The following is a 26,226-nucleotide window of genomic DNA, read 5'->3' as shown; positions in this document are numbered from 1 at the left end:
CAAGGGCAACGGAAGTTTTGCGACCGGCCGCCAGTATCGCATCCGCGCGCGCTGTGCCGTCGCTCAGGGCAGGAAAAACAGCGTCGGTTCCTGCCCGCGCGAGGGCATGCTCCCCTTGGGCAGCCATTGTTTTACGCCATGCAGCGCGATCGTCTGGTCGTTGCGCACGATTGGTGCGGCGATCAGGCGCATCGCGCAATCGGTACCATCCGGCCGGTGGATATCGACGTCCAGGGTGAAGCCGCGCTGATGGCGGATCGCATAGGCGCGCAGCCTTTCCATCGCTTCGCGACTGTCATTGGCATAAAGCGAGACCGACAATAATCTGGGGACATGGCTGCCCGGCTCCAGGCCGAACATCTCATAGACGCCCTGGGTCCAGCCGAGGCTGTTGTCGGCAAGATTGCAACGCCACAGGCCCAGGCCCCGTTCCGCCAGCGCGGCCTCATTGCCCGCAATCCGCTGGTCCAGCACGACCGGGGCCAGATGCTCGCGCAGGTCGTAGAGCGGCCAGCTATGGTGCAGAGGCAGGGGTTCGGTCGGACGCAAATCAAGCCTTTCCAACGAAGGGCATCAACCTAAGCCCTGCAAGGTTAAGGCTTAGTTCCCGATGCGCACGACTCTTGCAATGAAAAATCCGTCCGTGCCACCCTGTTCGGCCAGCGTATCGGGCAGGGTGCGCAGCCAGCCGTCGGCGCTCGGCGTCATCCCGGCCGGCAATTCGCCGGGCTGTGCCGCTTGGACCGCAAAATCCGGCCGCGCCGCCAGGAAGCGGGCCATCTGCTCCTCGCCCTCGGCCCGCTCCAGCGAGCAGGTGGCATAGACCAGCGTGCCGCCCGGCTTCACCCAGTCGGCAACCCGTGCCAGTAATTCGCCCTGCAACTCGGCCAGTTCGTCAATCTGGCGCGGGCCGATCCGGTGCAGCACGTCGGGATGGCGGCGATAGATGCCGGTGGCGGTGCAGGGGGCGTCGAGCAGCACGGCGTCGACCGGCGCGTCGGGCGCCCAGCTGCGCAGGTCCGCCGGCACCACATTGGCCGACAGGCCCGTGCGCGCCAGATTGTCGCTCAGCCGTTCCAGCCTTTTCTTCGACTGGTCGACCGCAGTGACGGCCCATCCGGCGGCGGCCAGCTGCATCGTCTTGCCGCCCGGTGCCGCACACAGGTCCAGCACGCTGCGGCCTGCGCCCGCGCCCAATAGCCGGGCCGGACAGGATGCGGCCAGATCCTGCACCCACCAGGCGCCTTCGGCAAAGCCGGGCAGGTCGGGCACGACCGCGCCCTCGGGCAGGCGGACATGGCCGGGCGCCAGGCTCGTGCCGCCCAGCGCCTCGACCCATTTGTCGGTCTCGGCCGGGTCGCGCAGGCTGACATCGACCGGCGGCCGCACGGCATAGGCATGGGCGGCGGCCAGCGGCATCGCCTCACCCCATTGCCCGGCCCAGCGCGCGGCGACGTCGGCGGGCAGGGTGGGCGGCACGGGCAGGCTCGGCTCGGCACGGGTCACGGTGCCGAACACGCCATGGACCAGCTTGCGCGGGCCGCCATCGACCAGCGGCAGCGCGGTGGCGATTGCCGCATGGGGGGCGGTGCCCAGCGCCAGCACCTGGACCAGGGCGATGCGCAGCACCATGCGCGCCTTGGCATCGTCGGGCAGGGGCTGCTTGGTCGCGCCATCGATCAGCGCGTCGAGATCGGGCAGGTGGCGCAGCGTTTCGGCGACGATGGCATGGACCAGGGCGCGGTCGGCCCGGTCGGCGAGGCCCTGGGTCGCGCCATGCAGCGCCAGTTCCAGCGGATCGCCCCGGCGCAACACCGCGTCCAGCAGCTTCAGCGCAGCGCGGCGGGCGGGCAGGCCGGGGACATCATCGGCGCGGGGCGCGCGGGAACGGGCAGTAGAAGGACGGGACATCAGCGGCCCCTACGCGCTTTTGGCCCTGGGGTCATCTTCAAACGAAACACAGGGCCGTGTAGATGGCCGCCGCGACCAGTCCGATGCTGGTGGCGACCCCAACCCACAGCGCTACCCAGTCCGATCGGCGCGGACGCGGTACCATCCCTTTGGGCACTACGCGCAAGGATGACGGAATGCGTTTGCGTCCCAGTGTAACGATCGCGATCGTGCGTCGGCCGATCGCATGGAACAGGCGCGGGGCATGGCGGGAAAAAAATATAATCGACGGCGATGTCAACGACCATGCCGGCCGCCCCGCGCAGCGCCACGCCAGCAATCTTGACGGCAACCTCGCCAATCTCTTCCATTGTCGCTTAGCGCCCGTTGGGGTCCAGCGCGCTGCGGCGTCGCTTGGGTGCCGCCACCGGCGACAGGGCTGATGCGCGCGGGGCAGTCTTTAACGACTGGCTCATGGGCGGCGGGCCATCGCTCTGACCCATATCCTGCGCAATCTCCTCCAGCGCGGCGATGCGCTTCTCGGTCGCCGGGTGGGTGGAGAAGATTTCACTCACATGGACGGGCACGATATAAAGCTGGGCGGCGGCCGGATTGCGCTCGGCCACCGGATTGGGGATCAGCTCGGCCCGGCCCGAAATCTTGGCGAGGGCGGAGGCGAGCGCACGCGGATTGCCGCTGATCTCCGCGCCGGCCTGGTCGGCGCCATATTCGCGGGTGCGGCTGATCGCCATCTGCACGATCATCGCGGCAAAGGGCGCGACGATCACCGCCAGCAAGGTCGCGATCATGTTGCCATGGCCATTTTCATTATTGCCGCCACCGCGGAAGAAGAGGCCGAAATTGGCCAGCATCGAAATGGCACCGGCAATGGTCGCGACCATCGTCATGATCAGGGTGTCGCGATTCTTCACATGGCCCAGTTCATGCGCCATCACGCCCGCCACCTCGTCGCGGGTCAGCATGTTGAGCAGGCCGGTGGTCGCCGCCACGGCGGCATTTTGCGGATTGCGGCCGGTGGCAAAGGCGTTGGGCGCGTCCTGGTCGATCACATAGACGCGCGGCATCGGCAGGCCGGCGCGCTGGCTCAGCGCCTGGACCAGGCCGTAAAATTCGGGCGCGCTCTGCGCGTCCACCTCGCGCGCATTGTGCATGCGGAGTACGATCGTGTCGGCATTCCAGAAGGTGAACAGGTTCATCCCCGCCGCCACCATTAGGGCGATCACCGCGCCGCCGCTGCCGCCCAGCGTATAGCCCAGCGCCATGAACAGCGCCGTCAGCGCCGACAACAGCATCACCGTGCGAAAACCACTCACTTGCACATCGCTCCTTTGCGGCCCAGATAGCGGGCCTCACCGGAATATGGGAGCGCCACGCGCGCTCCGCAATCGAAAGGCCCGCCATGGGACATTTCAACGGCAAGCGCCCGGCGCATGTGAAGGCCCCCGAGCATCTCTCCAAGAACCCGCCCGTGCCGCAACCCGATCCGCTTGATCAGCAGCCGGTGCTGGACGAGGAACTGAGCCCGGTCCGCTATGGCGATTGGGAGCGAAAGGGCATCGCGGTCGATTTCTGACCGGGCTTGGCCGGGCATCCTCTTCGGTTCGCCGATGATTTTGCACGCCTGCCGTTGGCCCGTGTCCATGCTGCGGGCGGATGCAGGACCATGCTCTGGTCTTTCCGATCATGGCTGCGCACAATCGGAATATGAGGAGCATGCGGGGCCTGGGCACTGAATTGGTGCAGGATATCAATGTGAAGTCCGTGGCGGCCTATGCGCCGGAGGATGCGGCGCTGCTGTGCGGGGTCGGGCGGCTGGTGTGCGCCTGGACGATGCTGGAGCAGAGTCTGGAGGCGCGCATCCAGCTATTGCGCGAGACGATGGGCGCTGTGCGCACGGTGGGCGCGCGGACCCGCCCGAACATGACGAAGCTGATGACCGAATTGCGGACGATGGTGGCGATGCGCGACCGGCGCAATGCCAGCGCGCTGATGGAAATCGCGGAGGTAGAGCGGGATGTCCAGCGGATCGACCGGTTCCGCGCGCTCATCATCGGCGGGTTCCAGCAACCCGCACCGGGCGGCTTCGTGTGCCGTGATGTGCGTAACAATCCCCAGCATGTCAGCCTGGAACAGCTGGAAGGTGAAATCGCCGCGCTTGAACAAGTGGCCCAGCGTCTGCTCGCAATCTGACAAATATTGCCAAGTTTCCCTAACGCTTGACCTTTCTCGTCCAGTTCGCAATTCCACCCCCATCCCGTCGTCCATCTTGAACGGAGTCCCATGTCGACCAAGCCGATTCGCAAAGCCGTCTTTCCCGTCGCTGGCCTTGGCACGCGCTTCCTGCCCGCGACCAAGTCGGTGCCCAAGGAATTGCTGCCGGTGGTCGATCGGCCGCTGATCCAATATGCGGTGGATGAAGCGCGCGAGGCCGGGATCGAGCAGATGATCTTCGTCACCGGGCGCGGCAAGGGCGCGATCGAGGATTATTTCGACATCGCCTATGAATGCGAAGCGACCCAGCGCGAACGCGGCAAGGATCTGTCGGCGCTCGAAGGCACCCGTCTGGCGCCCGGCAATGCGGTGTTCCTGCGGCAACAGGAACCGCTGGGCCTGGGCCATGCCATCTGGTGTGCCCGCGACATCGTCGGCGACGAACCGTTCGCGATCATCCTGCCCGACGAATTCATGAAGGGTGCGCCGGGCAAGGGCTGCATGAAGCAGATGGTCGATGCCTATGAAAAGGTTGGCGGCAATCTCGTCTGCGCGCTGGAAATCCCGATGGACCAGACGCCCAGCTATGGCGTGATCGATCCGGGTGCCCGCGACGGCGCCCTGACGGAAGTGAAGGGCCTGGTGGAAAAGCCCAAGCTCGGCACCGCGCCGTCCAATCTCATCCTGCCGGGCCGCTACATCCTCCAGCCCGACGTCATGAAGATCCTGGAAACCCAGGAAAAGGGCGCGGGTGGGGAAATCCAGCTGACCGACGCCATGGCCGCGCTGATCGGCAAGCAGCCCTTCCACGGCGTCACCTTCGACGGTCGTCGGTTCGACTGCGGTTCCAAGGCGGGCTATGTCGAGGCAAATCTTGCCCTGGCGCTGGAGCGCGACGATATCGGCGCCCATATCCGTGAATTCGCCAAGGCCGAACTGGCCGGCTGATGCGCCGGGCGGATGGGGTGGCTTCGGCCATCCCATGCCGCTTTGCACGGTCAGGCGAGGCTGGCGGCTTGCGCCAGTAGCAGCGCCACGCCCGACAGGGCGATTGCGCCGCCCATCGCCAGTTGCAGCGGGTTGACCATCTGCCGGATCGGCAGGGCGATTGCGGTTTCAATCTTGCTCATGCGAACTATTATCACTCATGCGCAACGCAAAGTCACATTCATCCTTCCGCTCACATTGATGCAGCGGATCGATCATCATTCATGATTTCAAGTAACGAATTGCCGGACGGGCCATGCTGAAATCAGTAATGCAACATGGCGCTTCGCCTGTCAGCTTCGCTGTCAATTTCGGACGGCCGGCGACACATAATTGGCATCATGAATGAAGGGCATAGCCATATCGGCCCGCAGCGATGCCAGGATCGCGGCAAAGTCGGTTTCGCAGCGAAAACCCATCTGCCGCTGTGCCAGTCCCGCATCATAGACCCGGCCGATCGACGTCGGCAGCTGCCAGCCCCGCCGGGCATATAGTTCGGCTGCCTCGGGGAAATGGCGGACGATCACCGCCGCCGCATCGCGCTTCAACGCCTCGGCTTCGTCCCGGACGAACGGCGTCGGAGCGGACAGCAGATAGGCTTCGCACTGGGCCGGCGGCGTCCGCTCCAGCGCGACCAGATGTGCCCGTGCCGCATCCTCGACCGTCAGTCGGCGATGGAGAAACTCGTTGGCTTTCAGATTCTGCCCCGGCAGGCTGCCGTCGCTATCGTCATCTTCAGGGAAGAAACGCGCAGTGCGCAACAGGGTACAGCCGATGCCATGCTCCAGTTGCTGCACCCGGCACAGCCCTTCGGCCGCCAGCTTGGTCACGCCATAGATGTTGCGCGGTTCCAGCGGCCCGCTCTGCTCGTCCAGCCATACCGCCGCATCGCCGGCCTCGTCACGAACCGCCTGGCTGATCATCAGCGATGTCGTCGATGTCATGACGAACCGGTCATGTCCGGCCGCCACCGCCGCTTCCAGCAGATTGAGGGTGCCGGTGACATTGACGTCGATGAAGCTGCGGGCGGGATATCGCACGATGTCCGGCTTGTGCAGCGCGCCGCTGTGGATCACCGCCTCGATGCCGCGCTCGGCAAACAGGCGGTCGATCAGGGTACGGTCGGCGACCGATCCGATAATGTCGGTCTCGGCCCCTGGCGCAATGTCCAGCCCGGTGACACCATGTCCGGCCGCGCGCAGCATCGGGGCCAGAAAACGGCCCAGCCAGCCCGATGATCCGGTTAGCAATATACGCATTGGCAAGGCGATATGGCGCGTCAGCCGACAGATCAAGGATGGGATGGGCAGGATGGCGCCGCTGCCTCAGGCCCGCGTGCCGCTCACCTTGGCGGTGCCGAATATCCCCATCTTGCACTTGCCACGTACGCTGTCGCCGTCGAACAGCAGATCATATTTCAGGGTGATCGACATCGGCTTGGTGACCTTCATCTCCCATTTGACCTGGTTGCCACTGATGCTGCCGGCAAAATCCTGTCCGCCCTGATCGCTCTCCAGCCGACCGTGGACCGCCAGGCCATCGCTGTGGAAATGGGCCATCATCGATTGCGGTCCCATCGGCGTGGCGAGGGTCAAACGCCACGCCCCATCAATGCCGACCGGGATCGACGCCGGCTGTGTCGGCGATGGTGGGGCAGTTGTCGTGGGGGCCGCTTCAGCTCCGTTCGCTGTGCTGCTTCGCGATGTGCTCGGGGCACCGGGATCGACCCAGTCGGGGTGGAAGCGGCTCAGCGGCCGCTCGGGCCATGCCTGGCCCTCGACGATCGCCAGGATCTTGGATGGGGTCAGCGGCAGGTCGACCGGCACGTCGCCAAAGGGGGTCAGCGCATCGGCGATCGCATTGACCAGGGTCGGCGGCCCGATGATGCAGCCGCCCTCGCCGACGCCGCGAAAGCCGCCTTCCGCCTGAGAGGGGGTATTGGCATGGACATATTCGATGTCGGGGACATCGAATATCGTGGGCAGCAGATAATCCTTGAAGGTCGCGGCGATCGGATTGCCCCGCGCATCATAGCCCGCCTCCTCCAGCAGGACGCTGCCGATCGCCTGGGCCAGGCCGCCGGCAATCTGGCCTTCCACCACCGCCGGGTTGATCATCACGCCGCAATCCTCGCTCGACACCCATCGCCTGATCGTCACGAAGCCGGTCTCGACATCGACCTCGACGATGCAGGCATGGGCCGCGCTGGTGAAGGTCATGGGCGGCGGGTCATAGCGATATTGCACCTCCAGCCCGCTCTCCATGCCGGGCGGTAGCCGCGATGGCTCGCCATAGGCGATCTCCGCGATCTCGCGCAGCGACCGTGTCATCGCGGGCGCCCCGGTCACGTGGACAATGCCGTCCTCGATCACGATGTCGGCCGGGCTGGCATTGAGAAGATGGGCGGCGATCATCCTGATCTTGTCGGCCAGCAGTCGACCGGCCCGGATCGCAGCGCCTCCGCCGATCACGCCCTGGCGGCTGCCGCCCGCGCCTGGGCTAAAGCCACCGCGCGCGCTGTCGCCATCGAATATGGTGACGTCCTCAAAGCGGACCCCGACGGCTTCGGCGATGCACTGCGCCATGGTTGTCTGGGTACCATGGCCCTGGGAATGGACGCTCATCGTCGCGATGATCCTGCCGACGGGATCGACGCGCACCTGCGCCAGTTCGCCGGTCATCACCCCAATGCTGCCGGCTGCGCCCGTGGGTTCGATATAGGCGGCAAAGCCAATGCCCAGGTGGCGCCCCTCGGTTCGGGCGGCCGCCTGTTCCCGCCGAAAGGCACGGATATCCACCACCTCCAGCAGCGCGTCGAGGCATTGCGCCGGGGTGATGTCCTCGCGCGGGATGCCCAGCGCCGTCACCGATGGCTGATCCGCAGCCGTGCACAGATTGCGGCGGCGTATCTCGATCGGGTCGATGCCGATCTGGCGGGCGGCCGCATCCAGCAGCGTCTCGCGCGCCAATGTCTCGATTGCCCAGGGGCCGCGATAGGCCGCCAGCCCTTGCGTATTGCTGTAGAAGCCGCGCGAAATAAAGCTGTAGGCCGGCATGTTGTAGGCCGCCCACATGAACATATGGACGGCGATGTTCGCATCGGCACCCATCGGATAGGCGCCATTGTTGAGGCTGTAATCGGCATGGCCGGCGACCAGCCGGCCGTTAGCGTCGAAGCCGACGCGCATGGTTATTTCCTGCTCTCGGGCCTGGTTCGATGCGGTCAGATTCTCGATTCTGTCCTCGATCCACTTGACCGGCCGGCGCAGGATCATGGCGGCGAGGATGGCAGATACTTCCTCCAGCCAGGGGTGGTTCTTGAGGCCGAAGGAACCTCCGACATCCTTTGCGACCACGCGTATGCTCATCTGCGGGACGCCCAGCGCCAGCGTCAGCCAGCGCTGGACCAGATGCGGACTGGCGCAGGTGATGTGGACCAGCAATTCCTCCTCGCCCTGCAGGGCGGCCACCACGCCCCGCGTCTCCATCGGCGACTGGGCAACCCGTTGATGTGTGACGGACCGGGTGACCAGATGCGTGGCGTGGCGCAACTGCTCTTCCAGTTCCGCATTCGCATCCTCCTCGCCCATCAGCGCGGCAACATTGTCATCGGTGTCGGGATGGACCGGCGGGCCATGGCGGGCATCGGCGATGGTGACGACCGCAGGTTCCTCCGCATAGTCGACCTGCACGAGGCTGGCGGCATCCTCGGCAAGATAGCGGTCGTCGGCCACGACCATGGCCACGGGATGGCCGACATAGGCAACATGATCGCCGGCCAGCGGCGTCATGGCCACTTCGGCGGGTCCCATGAAATAGGTCATCATGGTCACATCGAACCGGGCCAGATCCGCCTGGGTCAGCACCGCCTGTACGCCGGGCTGTTCGCGTGCCACGGTCCGGTCGATCGACAGGATACGGCCACGCGCGATAGGACTGCGGACAAAGGCGACATGCAGCATGCCGGGCAGGACGATATCGTCGACGAAACTGCCCTTGCCCGTCAGCAGGCGTGCATCCTCCTTGCGCGGCAGGCGCTGGCCGATGAAGCGCTGGCCGCGTAGCATGGTGGCCTCGCTCATGCCGGCGGCTCCAGTTCATGGGGCACCTTTGGTGCATCGGCCAGTTGGCGCACCGCCCGACGAATGCCCTGATAGCCGGTGCAGCGACAGATATGGCCCGACAGGGCGGCAGTCATTTGTGCCGCGTCGGGTGTCCTGTCTGCGGTCAGCGCCGCCAGCGTCATGATGATGCCGGGCGTGCAGAACCCGCATTGCAGGCCGTGACAGTCCTTCAGGGCCTGCTGGACGGGATGCAATGTTCCGTCGGATGCCGCCATCCCCTCGACGGTGGTGAGCGTGCAGCCATCGGCCTGCACGGCCAGCATCAGGCATGCCCGTACGGCAAGTCCGTCGACGATTACCGTGCATGCACCGCATACCCCATGCTCGCAGCCGACATGGACGCCGGTACAGCCGGCGTCGCCGCGCAGATAATCGGCAAGGGTGAGCCGGCTTTCAACCAGCGCCCGGTGCTGCCGCCCGTTGACGGTCAACGCGATCCGATGCTCGCTCATGCCATCTGCCTCGCCATGGCCGCCGCGCTGAGGGTGGAAATGAAGATGTTGCGCCCGACCGTGCGTCGATAATCGGCGGTTGCGTGATGATCGTCGAATGGAGCGGTATCGGCGATTGCCAGCCCGGCCAGCTCTTGCAGGTTCAACGCATCGGTACGGGCACCGGTCAATGCGGCTTCGACCTGCCGTGCCCGGATCGGCGTCGCGCCCATGCCGAACCATGCGATCCCGGCGCGGACGATGATGCCCTCTTCCACCACCAGCGCGCCGACCAGCCCCACCAGCGCGAAATCGCCGGGGCGTCGGGCGACTTCGCGGAACAGGGTGATGCTGTGGGCGGGCCAGGCGGGATAGTGGATGGCGGTGATGATCTCATCCGGGTCGATCGCCGTGGCATAGGGGCCATGATAGAAATCCTCTGCCCGCACCATCCTCTGGCCACGCACCGACTGCAGCGCGATTTCCGCGCCGAGTGCCACCGCCACGGCCGGCATTTCGGCAGCCGGCTCGCCCAGGGCAATGGATCCGCCGATCGTGCCCCGGTTGCGCGTCTGATGATGCCCGACCTGTCCCAGTGCCGCGATCAGGGGCGGCAGATCGCGGTGCAATATCGGATCCGCCAGCGCCTCATTCTGTCGTGTGATCGCGCCAATCCGGGTCTTGCTCCCCGTCGATGTTACGCCCCGCAAGGCGGCGATATGGGTGATGTCCACCAGGATGAAGGGCTGGCTCATCCGCAGCGCCAGCAGCGGCATCAGCGTCTGGCCGCCGGCCAGTAGCTGGGCGCCGCCCCCTGCCTCGGCCAGGATGGCGCAGGCTTCCTCCATGCTCGACGGCCGAACATAGTCGAAAGGTGCAGGTTTCATCCGCGCCTCCGGCGCTGGCCGGCCTCGAAACCTGCGCTCGCCGCTGCGATGACCAGGATTATCACGGCCGGCGCCCACCAGCCGGTCGGCATTGTCCGACCCATCAGGAAACCGGTCAGAATGGCCAGGATCAGGCAGATGATCCAGCCCCAGGGGAAAGGCGGGGCGGCGTCGCTGGGCATTGGTGTGGCTGGGGCGGGGAGGCGCCCTCCCATTGTCCCGGTGTCGGATGATATCCCGACGCCGCTTGCGGCCGATATCTCCGTGCCGCTTGTGATCGCGCCGAATGTCGCGAAAAACTTGGCTGCCAGTTGCTTGGCTGTGGCGTCGATGATTGGTCCGCCCAGTTGGGCCAGCCGCCCCCCCACTTCGGCGTGAACCTCATATGTCAGCAAGCAGCCATCGCCATCGTCGGTCAGCGCGACCCTGGCCCCACCCTTGGCATGGCCGACGGTTCCGCCCTGGCCTTCGCCGGTGATGGTGTAGCCGTTGGGCGGATCGATATCCGACAGCAGGACCAGCCCATTAAATCGGGCGCCGATCGGTCCGATCTTGATTTCCACGGTCGCGCGCAGCCGGTCGGCGCCGTCCTTCTCAAGCGACTGGCAGCCGGGAATGGACCGGCGCAATATCGCCGGATCGTTCAGTGCGGCCCAGACCTGCTGGCGGGGCGCCGCGATCCGCTCCTCTCCGGTCATCCGCATCGGATCGGCCCCTTTCCTCTGATGGCTTGTTCACGCTGGATCATGGCGTTGCCCGTTGCCCGTTGCACGCTCAGAAGCGGGTTGCGGTTGGGGCATCGGGATCGGGTTTGCGGGTGCCCAGCGCCTCGCGCGACGTGGCACGCAGATAGGACCAGATGTTGTGGATCTGCGCCTTGCCCAGCGGGAAGCGGGGCATGCCGCGTTCCGCCAGGGCGCCGTCCTGTACAACCTGGAAAAAGCTGTCTTCCGACAGGGACAGGGCGGATTCCCGCAGGTCCGGGCCAGGCGCGCCCGCCCCTTTGAATGCCATGCCATGGCAGGCGCCACAGATGAACGACATCTCTCGCCCCGCGGCGATCGCCTTTTCGTCCAGCAGGATCGCCGGGTCATCCAGCGCATGAACCTGCATGTCGCGCGGCGGGGAAGGAGGCAGCTTTGCTCTGCCGCCGATCGCGAAGCTCAGCAGGCGTCGGGGCTGCTGGCCATATTTCCAGCCTACATTCAGCACCTCGCTGGCCGCTGCCGTCGTGCCGCCCCAGCCGACCAGCACCGCGACATATTGGGTGTCGCCGATCGCATAGCTCATCGGTGCGCCAATGATCCCCAGGCCCGCATTGAATGTCCATAATTCCTTGCCACTCATGGCATCATGGGCACGGAAATAGCCGTCGGCCGTTCCCTGGAACACCAGATTGCCCGCCGTCGCCAGCGTGCCGCCGTTCCACAAAAAGGGGCGCGGCATGCGCCAGCGGGCCTTATGCGCCACCGGGTCCCATGCCAGCAACGCACCGGTCAGATCGTCCTTGTCGCGCTTTTCGGTGATGAAGGTCGCGCTCGCGCCGGTGATGCTGGCAAGGAAGCCCTTGTCGGCTTTTCCATAGCGCGCGCCGGCCTGCATGTAGGGAATGTAGACGAGACCGGTCTTCGGACTGTAGCTCATTGCCTGCCAGTTATGGCTGCCCAATGTGCTGGGATAGATATCGACCGGCCCCTCCTGATAATGGGCATTGATCGTCTCTACGGGCCGTCCGGTCGCCATGTCGATATGGCTTGCCCAGGTGACCTTGCCGACCTTCTCGGCAGAGATGAGTTTGCCGGTCTCGCGGTCAAGCACATAGAAAAAGCCGTTGGTCGGTTGCTGCATCAGCACCTTGCGCGGCTTGCCGTCGATGGGAATGGTGGCCGCGATCATGTTGGCCACCGCCTTATAATCCCAGCTTTCCCGTGGGTTCTGCTGATAGTGCCAGATATATTTGCCGCTATCGGCATCCAGCGCGACGATGGATGCAACGAACAGATTGTCGCCGCCGCCCGGGCTGCGCTTCTCCGGATCATAGGGTCCGGCATTGCCGACACCCAGATAGATGCGGTTCAATTCCGGGTCGAACGTCATGCCGTTCCATACCGTGCCGCCGGTTCCGGTCTTCCAATATTGTCCGTTCCAGGTCCGGGCCGCCATGTCCATGGTCGGGTCGCCTGCATTCTGTTCGGGACTGCCCGGCACGGTCCAGAAGCGCCAGGCTTGCGCGCCGGTCTTCTGGTCATAGGCGGTGACGAAGCCGCGCTGGCCGATATCGGCCCCGCCATTGCCGATAATGACCTTGCCCTTGAAGGTGCGCGGGGCACCGGTCAGGCTGTGCATCGTGCCCGGAGGCAGGGTATTGACGGTCCATTCGACCGTCCCTGTCTTTGCATCCAGGGCGATCAGGCGCCCGTCGAGTACGCCGATGAAGACCCGGCCATCATCATAGGCGACGCCACGGTTGACGCCCATGCCCATGGCCTGGCGCGCCGGGCTGACTTTCCATATCTCCGGATCATATTTCCAGATCAGTTTGCCGGTGGCGCCATCGACAGCATAGACCGCACCATAGCTGCCGCTGAAATAGAGGATGCCGCCCACGGCCAGGGGGGTCGCTTCCAATGACACTTCACCGTCCAGGTCGAGCGACCAGGCGAGACCCAATTTGTCGATATTGGCGGTGGAGATGGTCGTCAGTTGGCTGAAGCCGCTTTCATCGGCGCTTCCCCCTACGCCCGGCCAGTCGATGTTTGCACCTTCCCCGACCTGCGATCGCTGCGCCACGAGCGACACCGCCGAACTGGCAAGAACCAGCGCCATGGCGCTCCCCAAGAACGGCATCCTCATAATGCTCTCCCCCAAGTGCATCCCGGAGTGTATCGGCTGCGTCCTCCAGTGACTGAACATATGTTTAGTATTTCGAGAGGGGGATGGTCAAGCCGGGAGAGGGCGCGTTGATCCATCGGCATTCGCGCAGGACAGGAATCTGGCGTCCATCGCTTCGGCGATGGACGCCAGATCAAAAAAGACCCCCCGGCTGCATCTGGCAGCCGGGGGGTCTTGCAGGAATGGGAAGCGGGGCTGCCAATCAGGCGTTGCCTGCTATGCGCCAGCCGAAACGGTGGGGTGCACTCAGAACGGGACTTCGTCGTCCAGGTCGTTGTCGAAGTTCGGGCCGCCCTGGCCGCCGCGACTGCCGCCAAAGCCGCCACTGCTCTGGCCACCGCTGGACCGGCCGCCGCCACTGTTGCCACCGCCGAAATCATCATAGTCGCCGCCGCCAAAGCCGCTGCTGCCGCCGCTCCAGTCGCTGACGCCCTGGTTGCCGCCGCCCGAGCGCCCACTGCCAAAGCCGCCGCCACCCTGGCCGCCACCGCCCGGCGCACCGTCGAGCATGGTCAGCACCGCGCCCGGGCCGGACAGGGCGACCTCGGTCGTATAGCGGTCGTTGCCCGACTGGTCCTGCCACTTGCGGGTGCGCAACTGGCCCTCGATGTAGATCTTCGATCCCTTGCGCAGGAAGCGTTCGGCGACGCCGACCAGGCCTTCGGAATTGATGACGACATTATGCCATTCGGTGCGCTCCTTGCGCTCCCCCGACATGCGGTCCTTCCAGCTTTCCGACGTGGCGATCCGCAGATTGCAGATCTTGCCGCCATTCTGGAAGCTCTTCACTTCCGGGTCGGCCCCCAGATTCCCGACGAGAATGACCTTGTTGACCGAGCCTGCCATGATTCCTCCGAAAGCACTAAAGGCGCCGTTATAGAAGGCTGGCCTTGGCGGTAAAGAACAAAGCTAGGCCAAAATCGGCTGATCGGTTCAGCCCAGCCCCATTGCGACGGCCGTCCAATAGGTTAGGCCCGCCGCGGCATAGGCCAGCACGAACAGATAGAAGATCATGAACAAAGGCCATTTCCAGCCATTGGTCTCGCGCCGCGTGACGGCGATGGTGGAAATGCACTGCGGCGCGAACACGAACCAGGCCAGGAAGGCGAGCGCGGTGGCCAGGCTCCAGCGGCCGGCCAGTCGGTCGCCCAAACCCTGTTCCAGCGCCTCGGCATCATCCTCGGCGTCGATCGCATAGACGGTGGCGATGGCGGACACCGCGACCTCGCGCGCGGCCATGCTCGGCAGCAGGGCCAGCGAAATGTCGCGGTTGAAGCCGATCGGCTCGACCAGCACGTTGATGCCGCCCGCGATCCGTCCGGCGATCGAATATTCGCTCTGGCGCACGCCTTCGGGCGCATGGGGGAAGCTGGCCAGCACCCACAGCACGATATTGGTGGCCAGGATGATGGTGCCGGCGCGCTTCAGGAAGATGACGCCGCGCTGCCACAGGCCGATCAAAATATCCTGTGGCCGGGGCCACTGATATTTCGGCATTTCCATCAGGAAGCCGCCGCTGCGGCCCTTGGCCACGGTCAGGCGCAGCGCCCAGGCGGCCAGCATGGCGCCGACGATGCCGGCGACATAGAGAAGGAACAGCACCAGCCCCTGCAGGCCGATGCCCGGCCCGACGCTGCGTGCGGGGATGAAGGCGGCGATGATCAGGCCATAGACCGGCAGCCGCGCCGAACAGGTCATCAGCGGCGCGATCAGGATCGTGGTCAGCCGGTCCTTGGGATCGCTGATCGTGCGCGTCGCCATGATGCCCGGGACCGCGCAGGCGAAGGAGGACAGGAGCGGGATGAAGGCGCGGCCCGACAGGCCGACCTTGGCCATGATGCCGTCCATCAGGAAGGCGGCACGGGCCATATAGCCGGTCGCCTCCAGCATCAGGATGAAGAAGAAGAGGATCAGGATCTGCGGCAGGAACACGATCACCGCGCCGACGCCACCGACCACGCCCTGCAGCAGGAAGTCATGGATGATGCCCGGTGGCAGGGTATTGGTCACCGCCTCGCCCAGCGCCGTGACCCAGCCTTCCAGCATGTCGGCGGGCACCGATGCCCAGGAAAAGACCGCCTGGAACATCACGAACAACAGACCCAACAGCAGGGCGAGGCCCAGCACAGGGTGCAGCGCGACCCGGTCGACCGCCGCCGTCAGCCGGCGCGACGGGGTTTCGCGCACGATCGCGGCACGGGCGATCCGGCGCGCCTCGCGGCGCACGGCGTCGAAATCGGGTTCGCCGGCCGAGGGGCGCAGCATGCCCATCTGGGCGCCCAGCAGCGTCTCCAGTTCGGTCTTGAGATGATCCAGGCCGCGCTTGCGCACCGCCACGGTGGAGACGACCGGCACGCCCAGTTCGCGCGCCAGTACATTGGCGTCCAGCTCCAGCCCGTCGCGGGTGGCGAGGTCGACCATGTTGAGCGCGACCACGGTGGGCAGGCCCAGCGCGATCAGTTCCAGCGCAAAGCGCAGATGATTGTCGAGGTTCGACGCATCGACCACGATCACCAGCGCGTCGGGCAGCTTCTCGCCGGTCTGCTTGCCCAGCACGAAGTCGCGCGTCACCTGCTCGTCGGGGCTGGCCGGCGACAGGCTGTAGGTGCCGGGCAGGTCGACCAGTTCGACCGGCCGACCGTCGGCCAGCGACAGGCGGCCCGCCTTGCGCTCCACCGTGACGCCGGGATAGTTGCCCAGCTTCTGCCGCGCGCCGGTCAACGCGTTGAACAGGGCGGACTTGCCCGCATTGGGATTGCCGACCAGCGCGACGAGGGGAAGGGCGCTCATGCCTGCGCCTCCTGCGGGCCGGTGCTGACCTCCACGGCGGCGGCGTGGTTGCGGCGCATCGCCACCGTCATCCGCCCGATCTTGACCGCCAGCGGTCCGCGACCCAGCAGCCCGCCATGATGCAGTGCCTCGACACTGGCGCCTTCGCACAGGCCGAACTCGCGCAGTCGCTGTCCTTCCACGGACGACAGCGAATCCCAGTCGATGGTTTCAACAAAAGCGGGTTGGCGCAGGGGCAGATCGGTCAGGCGCAAGGAGGATGGACTCTTAACCAGAAATCGGATTTGCGACTGACTATCAATTACGTCTGGCGAAGGCCAGCCCGAACTTCACACCGCCGGGTAGCGCAGCCGGCCGATGAAGCGCGACAGGCTGAGATGTTCGCCATCGCCCACGCCCTTGAACCGGGCCTTCACCTTCTCGAAGCGCATGATCCCCTCGATCCGCCGTGCCAGGAAGGCGCGGCTGTCGGCATGATCCTCGCTCTCGTCATTGACGAAGGTCAGCAGGGTTGCGGCATAGATGCTGCCCAGCGTCGCGCGCTTGCTATAGTGGTTGAGGTCGGTGGCGGTGTCGCCCGCCGCCCGCCACATGATGTCGGCGGCGTGCCAGCCCAGCTTGGCGGCGCGCACGGCATTGGTCGGCATCGCCAGGATCGCTTGCGCCCGGCGCAGTGCCTCGCGGTCGGGCGCCAGCAGGGTCAGGCGCGTCTCGATCAGCGCGGTGATCTTTTTGCGGATCGACATGGTGGCCAGCTTTTCGATTGGCAACGCCTCCAGCATCCGCGCGTCGATGCTGGCGAACCAGGCCTCGACCATGCCCATCGCGCCGCCGTCGAAGGCCAGCGCGGCGACATCGGCATCGATGTTCTTTTCCGCCGCTGCCATCGCCACCGCTTCGGGCCGCCAGCCGTCAAAGGCGGCGTGGCGCGGCAGGATCGGCGCCAGCAATGCGCGGATTTCGTCCAGGGTCAGGTCTTGGGTCTGGTCGGTCATGGTCCTAACCTAGGCCCGTCGGGGCAGGCGCACAAGCACCAGGGCGACCGCCACGGCCAGGCCGCCGACAATGTCGGTCGCACTCAATGTCTCGCCGAACAGCAGCCATCCGGCCAGCGCGGCGACGGCGGGTTGCAGCAACAGGCTGAGCCCCAACACCAGCGGCGAAAAACAGCCGAGCGCATAGGTCAGCAGCCCCTGGCCGACAATCTGGCTGGACAGGGCAAGGATGACCAGTGGCGTCCAGTCCTGCGGCATCACCGCCTCGCCCATGACATTGGCGGCGACCAGCAGCGGCAGCGCGCCGACCGCGCTGACGATCGCCAGCACCGACCAGCTGTTCAGCCGCTTGCGGGCATCCTGGATCAGCAGAAGATAGGTGGTGTAGAGCAACCCCGCGAGCAGGCAGAGCAGATCGCCTTTCAGGTTGGCGGGGGAGAGTTCATAGCTGCTGCCCATCAAGATGCTGGCGCCAATTGCAGCCAAAACAAGCGCGCCGATCTGTAGCTTCGACACATGCTCGCGTAGCACCAGCAGCCCCCAGAGCGGCAGCATCAGTGCGCTGACATTGCCGAACAGCGTGGCATTGGCGACCTTGGTATGACCGATGCCCAGATGCCAGGCGGCCAGGTCGGCGGCAAAGCAGATCCCGGCGAGGATCATGATTGTCCATTGGCCGCGCGACAATCGGCTCTTGCGCAGCTTCGGCAATGCCAGGATGAACAGGAAAGGCATGGCGATCGCGAGCCGCCAGAAGGCCGCTGCGACTGGCCCGACATCGGCCAGCCGAACCAGCACCGGTCCCAGCGCTAAAATAATATTGGCCAGGATCAGCGCGGGAAAAGCGAGTTTGGGCGATGCGACATGCGCCATGGGGGTTGAAGCGGCCATGGCGGCTCCCTAGCTGGCTTTCGGCATCAAGTCCCGTTGCAAATTGCAACGTTCATGAGGGAGGTTTCATGACCACTATCTTCGATCCGATCAAGCTCGGCGCCGACACCGCCGCCAACCGTGCCATCATGGCGCCGCTCACCCGTGGCCGCGCCACCCGCGATCATGTCCCGACCCCGATCATGGTCGATTATTATGCGCAGCGCGCCTCGGCCGGCCTCATCATCAGCGAAGCGACCGGCATTTCGCACCAGGGCCTGGGTTGGCCCTATGCGCCTGGCCTTTGGTCGGACGAGCAGGTTGTCGCCTGGAAGCCGATCACCCAGGCCGTGCATGACAAGGGCGGGCTGATCGTCGCCCAGCTCTGGCATATGGGCCGCGCCGTTCATTCGGCCGTTACCGGCGAGCAGCCGGTCTCGTCGAGCGCCACGGCAACGCCGGGCGACGCCCATACCTATGAGGGCAAGAAGCCCTATGAGGTCGCCCGTCCGCTGGCGATCGACGAAATTCCCGGCATCATCGCCGACTATGTGAAGGCGGCCAACAATGCGATCGCCGCCGGCTTCGACGGGGTGCAGATTCATGCCGCGAACGGCTATCTGATCGACCAGTTTCTGCGCGACAACAGCAATTTCCGCGATGACATCTATGGTGGCAGCATCGAAAATCGCGTTCGGCTGTTGCGCGAAGTGACGCAGGCGGTGGTCGATGCGATCGGCGCCGATCGCGTGTCCGTGCGTCTGTCGCCCAATGGCGATACCCAGGGCGTCAATGACAGCGATCCTGAGCCGCTGTTCGCCGCCGCTGCCGATGTGCTGAACCAGATCGGCATCGCCTTCCTCGAACTGCGCGAGCCCGGCCCGGACGGCACCTTCGGCGCCACCGACGTGCCGCGCCTGTCGCCGCTGATCCGCCAGCATTTCAAGGGGCCGCTGGTCCTCAACAGCGATTATGGACTGGGCCGCGCCCAGGCCGATCTCGCCTCGGGCCTGGCGGACGCGATCAGCTTCGGTCGTCCCTTCCTCGCCAATCCCGATCTGGTCGATCGCCTGCGCGACGGTGCGCCGCTGACCCAGGCGCAGATGGCGACCTTCTACAGCCAGGGCGCGGAAGGCTATATCGACTATCCGACCCTGGCCGAGGAAAAGGCGGCCGCCTGATTCTTCCTTACCAATGCAGAAGGGCGCGTTCCTCGCGGAGCGCGCCCTTCCTTGTGTCTGCCAAAAAGGCCCCGGATCAGTTCGTGAAACGCTCGCGCAGGGCCAGCATGGCGATCGCAGCCTTTGCGGCTTCGCCGCCCTTGTCCTTCTGGTCGGGACGGGCGCGGACCAGGGCCTGCTCCTCATTCTCGACGGTCAGAATGCCGTTGCCGATCGCGATCGCATCCATGCTCAGAGCCATCAGGCCGCGTGCGCTTTCGTTCGACACCACCTCGAAATGATAGGTCTCGCCGCGGATCACGACGCCGATCGCGACGAAGCCGTCATAACGGCCGGTCTCGGCTGCCAGCGCGATCGCGCCGGGGATTTCCAGCGCGCCCGGTACGGTCACCACCTCATATTTGTGGCCGGCTTCGTCCAGCGCAGCCTTCGCGCCTTCGATCAGCAGGTCGTTGAGATGGTCGTAGAAGCGGGCTTCGACGATAAGAAACTTGGCCATGCGAATATCCTTCAGAGCTCGATCGGACGCTGCCCAACCACGGCCAGGTCATAGCCGTCAAGGGCGATCAGGCTGTGCTGGGTGTTGCTGAGCAGGATCATGTCATGCACGCCCAGTTCCGCCAGGATCTGGGCGCCCACGCCATAGTCGCGCAATTCGTCCATGCCGCCGGGCTGCTTGCCGGCATGGGCCTGGATCATGCGAGTCAGCATGTCGGGTTCGCCGTCACGCAGCAGCACGACCACGCCAGCGCCTTCCTTGGCGATGATGTCCATCGACCGCGCCAGCACGTCGCCACGCGGCCCTTCGCCGCCAAAAATGTCGCTCAGCGGGGCGAGTTGATGCATCCGCACCAGGGTCGGCTGGTCGGGGTCGACCTTGCCCTTCTGCAGTACCAGCTGTTCCGACTTGGTGGCCTTGTTGAAGAAGGTGATCGCCTTCCACTCACCGCCCCACTTGCTTTCAAAGGCCGTCTCAGCGCGGCGCTCGACGACATGGTCGTGGCGGCGGCGATAGGCGATCAGGTCGCGGATCGTGCCGATCTTCATCTTGTGCTTGGCAGCGAAGGGGATGAGGTCGTCGAGCCGCGCCATCGTGCCGTCATCCTTCATCACCTCGCAGATGACGCCGGACGGGTTGAGGCCGGCGAGGCGCGCGACATCGACGGCTGCTTCGGTATGGCCGGTGCGCACCAGCACGCCACCATCCTTGGCGATCAGCGGAAAGATATGGCCCGGCGTGACGATGTCCTGCTTGCTCTTGCCGGAATCGATCGCGACCGAAACGGTACGGGCACGGTCGGCGGCGCTGATGCCGGTGGTGACGCCTTCGCGCGCCTCGATCGACACGGTGAAGGCGGTTTCGTGACGGGTGCCGTTGTTGCGGCTCATCAGGTCCAGGCCCAATTCCTCGACCCGGCTCTTGGTCAGCGCCAGGCAGATGAGGCCGCGGCCATGGGTGGCCATGAAGTTGATCGCGTCGGGGGTCGCCATCTGGGCGGGGATGACCAGATCGCCTTCATTTTCGCGATCCTCGTCATCGACCAGGATGAACATGCGGCCGTTGCGGGCCTCGTTGATGATTTCCTCGGGGCTGGCGAGCGCGGTGCCGCCCTCGCGCTTCAACAGATAGGCCTCCAGCTTGCCCAGCGTTTCCGCGGTCGGGTTCCAGTCGCCTTCACCCAGCTTGCGCAAGCTGTTGGCGTGCAGGCCGGCGGCGCGCGCCAGGCCCGATCGGGACATGCCACCATCGGTGACGAGGGCGCGGACGGAATCGATAAGCGAGGACGACATAAACACTCCTTCCCGGATCGGGGATGAGGGCCATATCACACTACAATGTGATTTCTTCAAGGGTGAAATCACATCATTTGCTGCGAAGGCTCTGCATCCGGTCGAGATAACGGGCCAGCACATCGATCTCCAGATTGAACGCTCGGCCTTCGGGCAGGCTGTCCAACGTGGTTGCGATCGCGGTGTGTGGGATGATGTTGAGGCCGAAATGCACGCTGCCGTCGGGCTGGTCCTCGACGCTGTTCACGGTCAGCGAGATGCCGTCCAATGTGATCGACCCCTTGGCAGCCAGCGCGGCGGCCAGTTCCGCCGGCGCGCTGATGACCAGACGGATCGAATCGCCCTCGCGGCTGGCCGACACCAGATGGCCGATGCCATCGACATGGCCGGTGACGATATGGCCGCCCAGTTCGTCGCCGACCTTCAATGCGCGTTCCAGGTTCAGCCTGCCGCCCTGTGCCCACAGGCCCGGCGCGGTGCGGGCGACGGTTTCGGCCGACAGGTCGACCGCGAACCAGCCAGGCCCCTTTTCCACCACCGTCAGGCAGGCGCCCGAACAGGCGATCGATGCGCCGATCGCGACCGTCTCCATGTCATAGCCGCTCTCGATGATCAGGCGCAGGTCGCCGCGCTGCTCATGGGTGCGGATGGTGCCGATGTCGGTGATGATGCCGGTGAACATGGTGCCCAGATCCTTGGGAAAGAAATTTGCGCTGATCTAGGCGCTGCGCGTCCGCGCGTAAACCTCCAGCCGGTCCGGGCCGAACCGGCGTTGGTCGGTCTGGCGCCAGCGGCCATGCGCCTCGGCCAGGTCGATCAGGCCGATATCGCCGATCCCGGCCAGGCCCGACCCGATCAGGATCGGCGCGCGATAGAGCAGCAGCCGGTCGACCAGATCGGCGCGCAGGAAGGCGGCGGCGGTCTCGGCGCCGCCCTCGACCATCAGATGGTCGACTCGGTCGAGCGTCGCGATATCCTGCGGATCGGCGATCGCGCTCCAGCCCTCGGGTGCGGCGCCGCAGCTCAACAGCAGCCGGCGGGGCGATCGATCCTCCAGCCCCGGCAAGCGTACGTCCAGGCTAGGCGCATCGGCGCGCAGCGTGCCGCCGCCGACCAGGATGGCGTCATGCCGTGCCCGTTCCAGATGGGCGTGGGCGCGGGCATCCGGCCCGGTGATCCAGCGGCTCGACCCATCGGCGAGGGCAATGCGCCCGTCGAGCGAGAGGCCCAGCTTCAGCGTCACCGCCGGCCGGCCCAGCGTCTGGCGCAGCACGAAGCCGCGCATCGCTTCGGCGGCTTCGGTTGCCATCAGCCCCATCTCTACCGTCACGCCGCGTTCGCGCAGCCATTCGGCCCCTTGGCCATCGGTACGTGGATCAGGATCGCGTAGGGCGATCACGACTCGGGCGACGCCGGCGCGCGCCATCAGGTCGGCACAGCGCGGCCCGCGTGGGCTCAGGTGAAAACAGGGCTCCAGCGTCACATAGGCGGTGGCGCCATGGGCGCGGTCCATTGCCTCGTCCAGCGCTTGCGCCTCGGCATGGGGACGGCCGCCCTTCTGGGTCCAGCCGCGGCCAACGACATGGCCGTCTTTCACGATCAGGCAGCCGACATTGGGGTTGGGCGTGGACAGGCCCCGGCCACGTTCCGACAGGGCAATCGCCGCCGCCATGTAGCGACGATCGGCGGCTATGTCGGCCACCATGGTCAGGGTTGCGCGGTTGCCGACGCAGCCTTGGCTTCGGCCTTGGCCAATCGCTCGTCCAATAAGCCATTGATCTGACGGACGGCTTCCTTGCGCTTGGCGGTGTTGCGCGCCTCTTCCTCACGCCATTCGATGCCGAAAGCATCGGCAAAGCCCTGCATCTTCTTCTGCTGCTTCTGCAGTGCGGCCTCGCGCTTGGCGAAGTCGATCTTCTGTTGCAGGATCACCGCCGCATCGGATCGGTTCGCGTCCCAACTCTGCACATAGATGATCTTGTTGCGGGTCGGCATCGTATTCGTATTGGCGTCGACGATGAAGGCCCAGACGATCACATAGGTGAAGGCCGCGGACACGCCGAGCAGCGGCCATTTATGCTGCCGCTGTTGTTTGAAATAACCCCAGAAGTCGCCAAGCGCGCTCTTGGGAGAAACGGGACGGGGAAATATCGCCATGCTGCTCTTATAGGGCAGGGCGGGCGCGGATGCAAAATGATCCATCGGGGTGCCTCCATGAAAGAGGCGCGAGCGAGAATGTCCCGCCCGCACCGTTCTGCATCCTCATCGATCCGTCAGGGTGAAACGCACTGTCAGTGTCTTGCTGCTCTCCACCGCCACACCATCGCGTGTCGCCGGCCGGAACCGCCATTTGCGCAGCGCATGGCGCTGGGTTGCCAGCCAGAAAGCCTCATCGGTCGCGGAAATCTTGACGATGTCGGTTACGCGCCCTTCCGGGCTGATGATGACGCGCACCGTGACGCTGCCGTCCAGCCCCTGGCGGATCATCGCGCCGGGATAGTCGGGCTGAAAGCTGCTCAGCGCGTTGGGCGCGATGGTCGAATCGACCAATATCGGGACATGCGGCGGGGGCAGTGGCGGATCGGCAATCGTGCCGGTTCCGGTGCCGTTGAAAGGTGAGGATGGGCCGCCTTCAACGGTCGGTCCCGTGGGAACGGGTGGCAGGACAAAGGGGTCGACAGTTGTCGGTCGCTGGGGCAGGGGGTCGGTCTGGACCGTTTGCTTGTTCGGCTCCGGCGGTGTGGGCTCGGGCGGCGGGGGCAGCGGCACGGGATAGCCGATGATCGGTTTCGTCGGGTGCACCCAGTCGATGACTTCTTTGGGCATCAGCAGGAAGGCGCCGACCACCACCGCATGGACGGCAATCGCGCCGCCTATCCCGATCGGCGATTTGCGTCGCGCGGCATAGCCCGACCGGGGCGCATCATTTGCCGGTTGCATCGTCATATACATGGACTGCACCCTCCTCTCGCGGCACCGTCCCTCCGGCGCTCGTGAAATGATACAACATCAAATAATGATATGTTGCAACATCAATTTTCAACGACGCATCTCGCCTGAAATATTCGCGCCGCCTTGGGACATATCGGGGCAAAGCGGCGGTGCGAGGAATTGCGACAACGCCAATCCAGGAGCCCCGATGTGCCTTCCCAAGATGCTGCTATTGTCGACTCTGTTGCTGCCGGTGCCGCTGTTCGCTCAGCAGTCGGCCGACTTGGCCGCCCGGACGGACGGACCGCAAGGTGATGGGGCACGGCCTGATGGCCCTTGGGCAGCCGATTCCGACGGAAATGGCCGGATCACGGGGGAAGAGATGCAGGCCTGGCTCGATCGTCGCTTTTCCGCGATGGATTCAGACGGTGATGGCGCGATCTCGGCCGAAGCGATGCAGCAGATGCTGGGGCACCAGCGCGGCCCCCGCCAAGAAGGGCAGGGCGAGCGTCGGCATGGCCGTGGCGGTCCCGGAGGCCCCGGCGATGCCGACGGCCCTCTGCCCGGCGGCCCGTCGCCAGGTTCACGCCGCGAGGCTGCGACACCTCCACCGCCAGGCCGCGCCATGCCCTATCCCGAGGACGGCAATGATGATGGCATGATCGATCGAGCCGAATTTTCGGCGCCTTCACTCGCCATGTTCCATGATCTCGACCGCAATGGCGACGGTTTGCTGAGCGCGGACGAACTGCCATTGCCTCCGTCGCACGCCAAAGGTGGTGCCGACGATTAATCTTCTTCAGTCAGGAACCGGGGGCCTCTCCTCTGTGCGACCGGTTCCGGTCGGGGCGTGTCGTTTTGGCCCGATGCGCCCCGACCACCCCTATAGGCCGGCCACCCTTATAGGAAGGTGTCGATGGCGTGGATGGCGAGGCCGACCAGGCCGCCGACCAAGGTTCCGTTGATACGGATATATTGCAAATCGCGCCCGACGGCATTCTCCAGTCGGGTGGTGACCGTGCCAGCATCCCAGCCGCGCACCGTCTCGCTCACCAGCGTGACGATCGAATCGCCATAGGTCGCCGTGGCGCCGACTGCGGCGCGACGTACGAAGCGGTTGATCACCAACTTCAGCCGGGCATCTTCCTGCAGCGTGCCACCCAGCTGCTGCAGCGCCTCGCCCAGTCGCCCGGCCATCGCCTTGCCTGGATCGCGTACCGCGCGCAGCAGGCCGGCGCGCGCCTGTTCCCACATCCCCTCAATCCAGCGCTGCATTGCCGGATTGTCGAGAATCTCATCGCGTATCGTCGCTGCCTTCGCTTGCATTTCCAGGTCGAACTGCAGGTCAAAGGCCAGCTTTGCCATGCCTTCCTCAGCCTTGAGGCGCAGGCTGTGATCGGGATCGGCGGCCATGTCGGCCAGCAACTTGCGCAGGCCGTTGAGGATCGCATTGGCCAGATTCTCGTCCAGCCCAGTCCAGCGCAATACCTTGCCGGCGCGCTCCTGCACCATCTGGCGGATCAAATGGTCATTGGCCTCCAGCGCCTTGTCCGCCCATCGAATGATACTGTCCATCACCGGCGCATGACGGCCGTCGCGCATCGCCGCTTCGATCGCCTGGCCGATTAGCGGGCCGACATTGATCGCGCGCATCCGCTGGCCGATCGCGCTCTTGACCATGCCGCCCAGCCGCTCCTGATCCAGTGCTTCCAGCATGTCTGCCAGCAGTCGGGAGGCGCCGACGCGCAGCCGTCCATCGCCGCCCGAGGGGCTGGCCAGGAAGCGCCCGGCTGCGCCTGCCACGTCCATGCCGCGCATCCGGCGCGCCACTACAGCGGGAATCAGGAAATTGTCGCGCAGGAAGACTGCCAGCGTGTCGCCGATCCGGTCCTTGTTGCGCGGGATGATCGCCGTGTGCGGGATCGGCAGACCCAACGGATGACGGAACAGGGCCGTGACCGCGAACCAGTCTGCCAGGCCGCCCACCATTGCCGCCTCGGCAAAGGCCTGGACGAAACCGATGGCGGGGTGGAGGTGGACGGTGACGCGCGCTGTGATGAAGATCGCCGCCATCGCCAGTAGCATCCCCGTCGCCACCAACCGCATGCGCCGCGCGGGATGGGCGGCGGCGTCGAGGGGCGAACGGGGCATGCGCAGCAGCTTCATGACGGTGAAACGGTTACGCGCCCGTTTCGTTCAGACAAGCGCATATTTTGACACGGCGG

At 65.4% G+C, this 26,226-nt stretch carries 27 protein-coding genes; 5 read left to right on the top strand and 22 right to left on the bottom strand.

Translation table 11 applies throughout. The annotated features are described in order from the left end of the window. Window positions 1-63: 63 nt before the first annotated feature. The 3 genes from PMI04_RS19920 to htpX all read right to left on the bottom strand — a co-directional run bounded on the left by PMI04_RS19920 (window position 64) and on the right by htpX (window position 3,224). Window positions 64-549 carry a hypothetical protein gene (locus tag PMI04_RS19920; RefSeq protein ID WP_007713070.1) on the bottom strand — a complete coding sequence of 162 codons (486 nt, stop codon included), beginning with the start codon at window positions 547-549 and terminating at the stop codon, window positions 64-66. Window positions 550-600: 51 nt separating this feature from the next. Then, window positions 601-1,911: a transcription antitermination factor NusB gene (locus PMI04_RS19915; RefSeq protein WP_007713068.1), complete on the bottom strand. Its 1,311-nt coding sequence runs from the start codon at window positions 1,909-1,911 to the stop codon at window positions 601-603. Between the two features lie 356 nt (window positions 1,912-2,267). Continuing rightward, window positions 2,268-3,224, bottom strand: a complete 957-nt coding sequence (gene htpX / locus PMI04_RS19910; protein WP_007713066.1) for a zinc metalloprotease HtpX — start codon at window positions 3,222-3,224, stop codon at window positions 2,268-2,270. A gap of 86 nt (window positions 3,225-3,310) precedes the next feature. Between htpX and PMI04_RS19905 the strand changes: the two genes are divergently transcribed. The 3 genes from PMI04_RS19905 to PMI04_RS19895 all read left to right on the top strand — a co-directional run bounded on the left by PMI04_RS19905 (window position 3,311) and on the right by PMI04_RS19895 (window position 5,070). Continuing rightward, window positions 3,311-3,484: a DUF1674 domain-containing protein gene (locus tag PMI04_RS19905; protein WP_007713065.1), complete on the top strand. Its 174-nt coding sequence runs from the start codon at window positions 3,311-3,313 to the stop codon at window positions 3,482-3,484. 140 nt (window positions 3,485-3,624) lie between these two features. Next, window positions 3,625-4,101, top strand: a complete 477-nt coding sequence (locus tag PMI04_RS19900; protein WP_007713064.1) for a hypothetical protein — start codon at window positions 3,625-3,627, stop codon at window positions 4,099-4,101. Window positions 4,102-4,191: 90 nt separating this feature from the next. Beyond that, window positions 4,192-5,070 (top strand): UTP--glucose-1-phosphate uridylyltransferase, encoded by an 879-nt coding sequence (locus tag PMI04_RS19895; RefSeq protein ID WP_007713063.1) that lies wholly within the window; start codon window positions 4,192-4,194, stop codon window positions 5,068-5,070. A 50-nt stretch (window positions 5,071-5,120) separates the two neighbouring features. On the opposite strand, the gene PMI04_RS19890 is transcribed toward PMI04_RS19895, so the two are convergent. The 12 genes from PMI04_RS19890 to PMI04_RS19835 form a co-directional block, all read right to left on the bottom strand. Further along, window positions 5,121-5,252, bottom strand: coding sequence for a hypothetical protein (locus PMI04_RS19890; RefSeq protein ID WP_007713062.1), 132 nt, complete (start codon window positions 5,250-5,252; stop codon window positions 5,121-5,123). Window positions 5,253-5,414: 162 nt separating this feature from the next. Next, window positions 5,415-6,368, bottom strand: coding sequence for an NAD(P)-dependent oxidoreductase (locus tag PMI04_RS19885; protein WP_007713060.1), 954 nt, complete (start codon window positions 6,366-6,368; stop codon window positions 5,415-5,417). Between the two features lie 66 nt (window positions 6,369-6,434). Continuing rightward, a complete protein-coding gene (locus PMI04_RS19880; protein ID WP_007713058.1) occupies window positions 6,435-9,191 on the bottom strand; it encodes a xanthine dehydrogenase family protein molybdopterin-binding subunit in 2,757 nt (918 codons plus the stop codon). Beyond that, window positions 9,188-9,685, bottom strand: coding sequence for a (2Fe-2S)-binding protein (locus PMI04_RS19875; RefSeq protein WP_007713057.1), 498 nt, complete (start codon window positions 9,683-9,685; stop codon window positions 9,188-9,190). The genes PMI04_RS19880 and PMI04_RS19875 overlap by 4 nt, the downstream gene beginning before the upstream one ends. After that, entirely contained in the window at window positions 9,682-10,551 is an 870-nt protein-coding gene (locus PMI04_RS19870; RefSeq protein WP_007713055.1) for an FAD binding domain-containing protein, read from the bottom strand. The genes PMI04_RS19875 and PMI04_RS19870 overlap by 4 nt, the downstream gene beginning before the upstream one ends. Beyond that, window positions 10,548-11,255, bottom strand: coding sequence for a carbon monoxide dehydrogenase subunit G (locus PMI04_RS19865; protein ID WP_007713054.1), 708 nt, complete (start codon window positions 11,253-11,255; stop codon window positions 10,548-10,550). The genes PMI04_RS19870 and PMI04_RS19865 overlap by 4 nt, the downstream gene beginning before the upstream one ends. 70 nt (window positions 11,256-11,325) lie before the next feature. Beyond that, a complete protein-coding gene (locus tag PMI04_RS19860) occupies window positions 11,326-13,404 on the bottom strand; it encodes a PQQ-dependent dehydrogenase, methanol/ethanol family (protein WP_007713053.1) in 2,079 nt (692 codons plus the stop codon). A gap of 285 nt (window positions 13,405-13,689) precedes the next feature. After that, entirely contained in the window at window positions 13,690-14,289 is a 600-nt protein-coding gene (gene ssb / locus PMI04_RS19855; protein ID WP_007713052.1) for a single-stranded DNA-binding protein, read from the bottom strand. A gap of 87 nt (window positions 14,290-14,376) precedes the next feature. After that, window positions 14,377-16,233, bottom strand: coding sequence for a ferrous iron transporter B (locus PMI04_RS19850; RefSeq protein ID WP_007713050.1), 1,857 nt, complete (start codon window positions 16,231-16,233; stop codon window positions 14,377-14,379). Continuing rightward, window positions 16,230-16,487, bottom strand: a complete 258-nt coding sequence (locus PMI04_RS19845; protein WP_007713047.1) for a FeoA family protein — start codon at window positions 16,485-16,487, stop codon at window positions 16,230-16,232. The genes PMI04_RS19850 and PMI04_RS19845 overlap by 4 nt, the downstream gene beginning before the upstream one ends. Before the next feature lie 75 nt (window positions 16,488-16,562). Beyond that, window positions 16,563-17,228 (bottom strand): COQ9 family protein, encoded by a 666-nt coding sequence (locus tag PMI04_RS19840; protein WP_007713045.1) that lies wholly within the window; start codon window positions 17,226-17,228, stop codon window positions 16,563-16,565. Between the two features lie 9 nt (window positions 17,229-17,237). Next, the gene (locus PMI04_RS19835) at window positions 17,238-18,119 is read right to left on the bottom strand and encodes a DMT family transporter (RefSeq protein ID WP_007713042.1); all 882 of its coding nucleotides are present in this window, start codon (window positions 18,117-18,119) and stop codon (window positions 17,238-17,240) included. A gap of 68 nt (window positions 18,120-18,187) precedes the next feature. Between PMI04_RS19835 and PMI04_RS19830 the strand changes: the two genes are divergently transcribed. Further along, on the top strand, window positions 18,188-19,279 hold the full coding sequence (locus PMI04_RS19830) for an alkene reductase (protein ID WP_007713041.1): 1,092 nt from the start codon (window positions 18,188-18,190) through the stop codon (window positions 19,277-19,279). Between the two features lie 76 nt (window positions 19,280-19,355). Here PMI04_RS19830 and ribH read toward each other — a convergent pair whose 3' ends face one another. The 6 genes from ribH to PMI04_RS19800 form a co-directional block, all read right to left on the bottom strand. After that, the gene (gene ribH / locus PMI04_RS19825; protein WP_007713040.1) at window positions 19,356-19,778 is read right to left on the bottom strand and encodes a 6,7-dimethyl-8-ribityllumazine synthase; all 423 of its coding nucleotides are present in this window, start codon (window positions 19,776-19,778) and stop codon (window positions 19,356-19,358) included. An 11-nt stretch (window positions 19,779-19,789) separates the two neighbouring features. Continuing rightward, entirely contained in the window at window positions 19,790-21,070 is a 1,281-nt protein-coding gene (gene ribB / locus PMI04_RS19820; protein WP_007713039.1) for a 3,4-dihydroxy-2-butanone-4-phosphate synthase, read from the bottom strand. A gap of 73 nt (window positions 21,071-21,143) precedes the next feature. Next, window positions 21,144-21,752 (bottom strand): riboflavin synthase, encoded by a 609-nt coding sequence (locus PMI04_RS19815; protein ID WP_007713038.1) that lies wholly within the window; start codon window positions 21,750-21,752, stop codon window positions 21,144-21,146. Between the two features lie 36 nt (window positions 21,753-21,788). Further along, window positions 21,789-22,742 (bottom strand): bifunctional diaminohydroxyphosphoribosylaminopyrimidine deaminase/5-amino-6-(5-phosphoribosylamino)uracil reductase RibD, encoded by a 954-nt coding sequence (ribD, locus tag PMI04_RS19810; RefSeq protein ID WP_052028098.1) that lies wholly within the window; start codon window positions 22,740-22,742, stop codon window positions 21,789-21,791. 35 nt (window positions 22,743-22,777) lie between these two features. Further along, on the bottom strand, window positions 22,778-23,272 hold the full coding sequence (locus tag PMI04_RS19805; protein WP_007713035.1) for a hypothetical protein: 495 nt from the start codon (window positions 23,270-23,272) through the stop codon (window positions 22,778-22,780). Between the two features lie 60 nt (window positions 23,273-23,332). Beyond that, window positions 23,333-24,022, bottom strand: a complete 690-nt coding sequence (locus PMI04_RS19800; protein WP_007713034.1) for an energy transducer TonB — start codon at window positions 24,020-24,022, stop codon at window positions 23,333-23,335. A gap of 187 nt (window positions 24,023-24,209) precedes the next feature. Here PMI04_RS19800 and PMI04_RS19795 point away from each other — a divergent pair, with 187 nt between their 5' ends. Continuing rightward, on the top strand, window positions 24,210-24,794 hold the full coding sequence (locus PMI04_RS19795; RefSeq protein WP_007713032.1) for a hypothetical protein: 585 nt from the start codon (window positions 24,210-24,212) through the stop codon (window positions 24,792-24,794). 107 nt (window positions 24,795-24,901) lie between these two features. Here PMI04_RS19795 and PMI04_RS19790 read toward each other — a convergent pair whose 3' ends face one another. After that, window positions 24,902-26,167 (bottom strand): DUF445 domain-containing protein, encoded by a 1,266-nt coding sequence (locus PMI04_RS19790; RefSeq protein ID WP_007713018.1) that lies wholly within the window; start codon window positions 26,165-26,167, stop codon window positions 24,902-24,904. Between the last annotated feature and the right edge of the window lie 59 nt (window positions 26,168-26,226).

The sequence above is a fragment of the Sphingobium sp. AP49 genome (assembly GCF_000281715.2).
GTDB lineage: Bacteria > Pseudomonadota > Alphaproteobacteria > Sphingomonadales > Sphingomonadaceae > Sphingobium.
Note: the sequence above shows the minus strand (reverse complement) of the source record. Positions and strands in the feature narration are given on the sequence as shown.